This is a genomic window from Microcystis sp. LEGE 08355 (assembly GCF_015207185.1).
Taxonomy (GTDB): domain Bacteria; phylum Cyanobacteriota; class Cyanobacteriia; order Cyanobacteriales; family Microcystaceae; genus Microcystis; species Microcystis panniformis.
In genome coordinates this window covers 1-2,371 of the sequence record NZ_JADEXI010000665.1, presented here as the reverse complement: position 1 = coordinate 2,371, position 2,371 = coordinate 1, and the positions used below count along the sequence as shown (strand labels likewise).

Annotated in this window: 4 protein-coding genes; all 4 read left to right on the top strand. The window is 43.6% G+C overall.

The features are described from left to right. Positions 1-42 precede the first annotated feature (42 nt). Positions 43-285, top strand: coding sequence for an Asr1405/Asl0597 family protein (locus tag IQ242_RS22640; protein WP_193961498.1), 243 nt, complete (start codon positions 43-45; stop codon positions 283-285). Positions 286-329: 44 nt separating this feature from the next. Then, positions 330-905 carry a (2Fe-2S) ferredoxin domain-containing protein gene (locus tag IQ242_RS22635; RefSeq protein WP_193961497.1) on the top strand — a complete coding sequence of 192 codons (576 nt, stop codon included), beginning with the start codon at positions 330-332 and terminating at the stop codon, positions 903-905. 121 nt (positions 906-1,026) lie between these two features. Then, positions 1,027-1,881 (top strand): formyltetrahydrofolate deformylase, encoded by an 855-nt coding sequence (purU, locus tag IQ242_RS22630; RefSeq protein ID WP_193961496.1) that lies wholly within the window; start codon positions 1,027-1,029, stop codon positions 1,879-1,881. Positions 1,882-2,018: 137 nt separating this feature from the next. Then, positions 2,019-2,371: DUF3782 domain-containing protein (locus IQ242_RS22625; protein WP_193961495.1), on the top strand; the 353-nt coding region annotated here is incomplete at its 3' end.

The following is a 2,371-nucleotide window of genomic DNA, read 5'->3' as shown; positions in this document are numbered from 1 at the left end:
AGCCTAGAGTTATATTGCTAATAGTTCTCAATTAAAAGACCCATGAGTATAGACAAATGGCCATCGGAAGGTGAGAAAATATTCAATCTTAGTGCTTGCGATCGCTGGCAGCTCTACCACTGGCTGCAGTCCCTAGACATTGAAGGCAAATGCTTGTTCCATCAGCCTTTGCAGGTTCGCATCGATGCCTCCGCTCAACTTTTACAGCTGTGGACTGTCCTGCGGCAGCTAGAGGCTTCCCGAGGCTGTTTAATCGCTTGGCTGGAAACCAGTTGGCAGGCATAATCCTTGATAAAAATTAGCAATCTGAGAGTAAAAAGTGAGAAAGTATGTCAAAATCTGCAACTACCATGGTTCCCTTTCAAGTGGTCGGTCAATTCCTCGGTTTTGTCCTCAAAGACGGATATAAGGTAAAATACCTGAGAATCAGGGTTGATAAACGAGAATATTGGTTTAAGCCCGAAAAAACACTGCGAGACCACATACATCTCAATATTGCTCTCCACTCATGGCTAAAAGTGACGGGAGAAAGTAGTCTTTGTTCAAAAAAGGGAAAATTAAAACTGAGGGTACTAGGGATCGAGCATTTATCTGGCGAAAAAACCCCAGAAGTCGCCCCGGCAAAAGCGAAAAAAGCCACCGTCTTAATCTGTCAGAAGTCCGATTGTTGGAAAAATGGCGGTGCGAGAGTTTGCCAAAGGTTGGAGAGTGGTTTAGAGGAAAAAGGACTGGGAGAAGCGGTGAATATTAAATTAACCGGCTGTTTAAAACAGTGCAAAAAAGGCCCGAATCTGGTGGTTATGCCCGATAAAAAGCATTATAATCAGGTAGCTCCCCAAGATGTCCCCTCCCTAATCGAGCGGCATTTTGCCACTTCTGAGCAAGGGAAGAGCCTATCAGTTTAACCAGGAATTTAATCGGCGATCGCTATTGACAAACGATCTTTTTTGTGCATCAAAGGGACGAAGTGCCTAAAATTGTAATAAATTAGGGATAGAAAAAGTCAATTCTTGCCGCCGATAATTTATGACTGCTGCCACTGCAACCTTGTTAATTTCTTGTCCTGACCAGATTGGTCTAGTGGCGAAAATCGCTAATTTTATCTACGCTAATGGCGGCAATATTATCCACGCTGACCAACACACGGATTTTTCGGCGGGATTGTTCCTGATGCGGATAGAATGGCAATTAGAGGGGTTTAATTTACCCCGTGGGATGATCGAACCAGCTTTCGCCGCTATTGCCAAACCTTTGCAGGCTAGTTGGTCCCTACATTTTTCCGATACTGTTCCGCGTCTAGCTATTTGGGTGACAAAACAGGATCATTGTCTCCTCGATTTATTATGGCGACAACACGGGGGAGAAATTAGGGCAGAAATTCCTTTAATTATTAGCAATCATCGAGAATTACACTCAGTTGCCAATCAATTCGGTATTGAGTTTCATCATCTTCCCATTACCGCCGAAACCAAGATTGAACAGGAAGCCAGACAATTAGAGTTACTGCGGGAATACCGGATAGATTTAGTGATTTTAGCTAAATATATGCAGGTTCTTAGCCCAGATTTTATTAACTTTTTCCCCAATATTATCAATATTCATCATTCTTTTTTACCGGCTTTTGCCGGAGCTAATCCCTATCAACGGGCCTATGATCGAGGGGTAAAAATTATTGGAGCCACCGCCCATTATATCACTGCCGATCTCGATCAGGGGCCGATTATCGAGCAGGATGTGGTCAGAGTTAGCCATCGCGATACCGTGGGAGATTTAATTCGTCAAGGTAAGGATTTAGAAAGGGTGGTGTTAGCGCGAGCGGTACGTTTACACTTGCAAAATCGCATTTTAGTTTACGCTAATCGCACGGTAGTGTTCGCTTAAGGTTGCTAGGGTAAGCTCATCTAAAATGGGATAAGATGTACTGGACAAAAAAGAGAGCATTGAAGGTTAAAAATTAGGAAGTATCGGCGCAATTGACTAAAATAGCAATAGACCAGAGCAGAAGGAAAAAATTATCTATGGCAACCACATCCGAAGATGTATGGCGACTCTTAGCCGAATTAACTACCGCTCAAAAAGAAACTGACCGACAACTCCAGGAAAACGCCCAACAACAGAAGGAAACTGACAAACAACTCAAAGAACTGGGCAAACAAATTGGGGGACTCGGTGCCAAATTCGGCAGCTTTACCGAAGGACTTGCCCTTCCCTCAATGGAAACGATTCTCAGACAACGCTTTGGTATGGAAGTTGTTAGTCCCAGTGTGCGCGCCAGTAAAGAAGGACAACACCTAGAAATTGATGTTCTTGCCTATACCAATGGTGAGCTAAATACCGCTTATATCGTTGAGGTTAAAAGTCATGCCAGAGA

Coding starts and splice junctions, on each gene's coding strand:
- IQ242_RS22640 (WP_193961498.1), top strand. CDS start 43: ATGAGTATAGACAAATGGCCATCGGAAGGTGAGAAAATATTCAATCTT.
- IQ242_RS22635 (WP_193961497.1), top strand. CDS start 330: ATGTCAAAATCTGCAACTACCATGGTTCCCTTTCAAGTGGTCGGTCAA.
- purU (WP_193961496.1), top strand. CDS start 1,027: ATGACTGCTGCCACTGCAACCTTGTTAATTTCTTGTCCTGACCAGATT.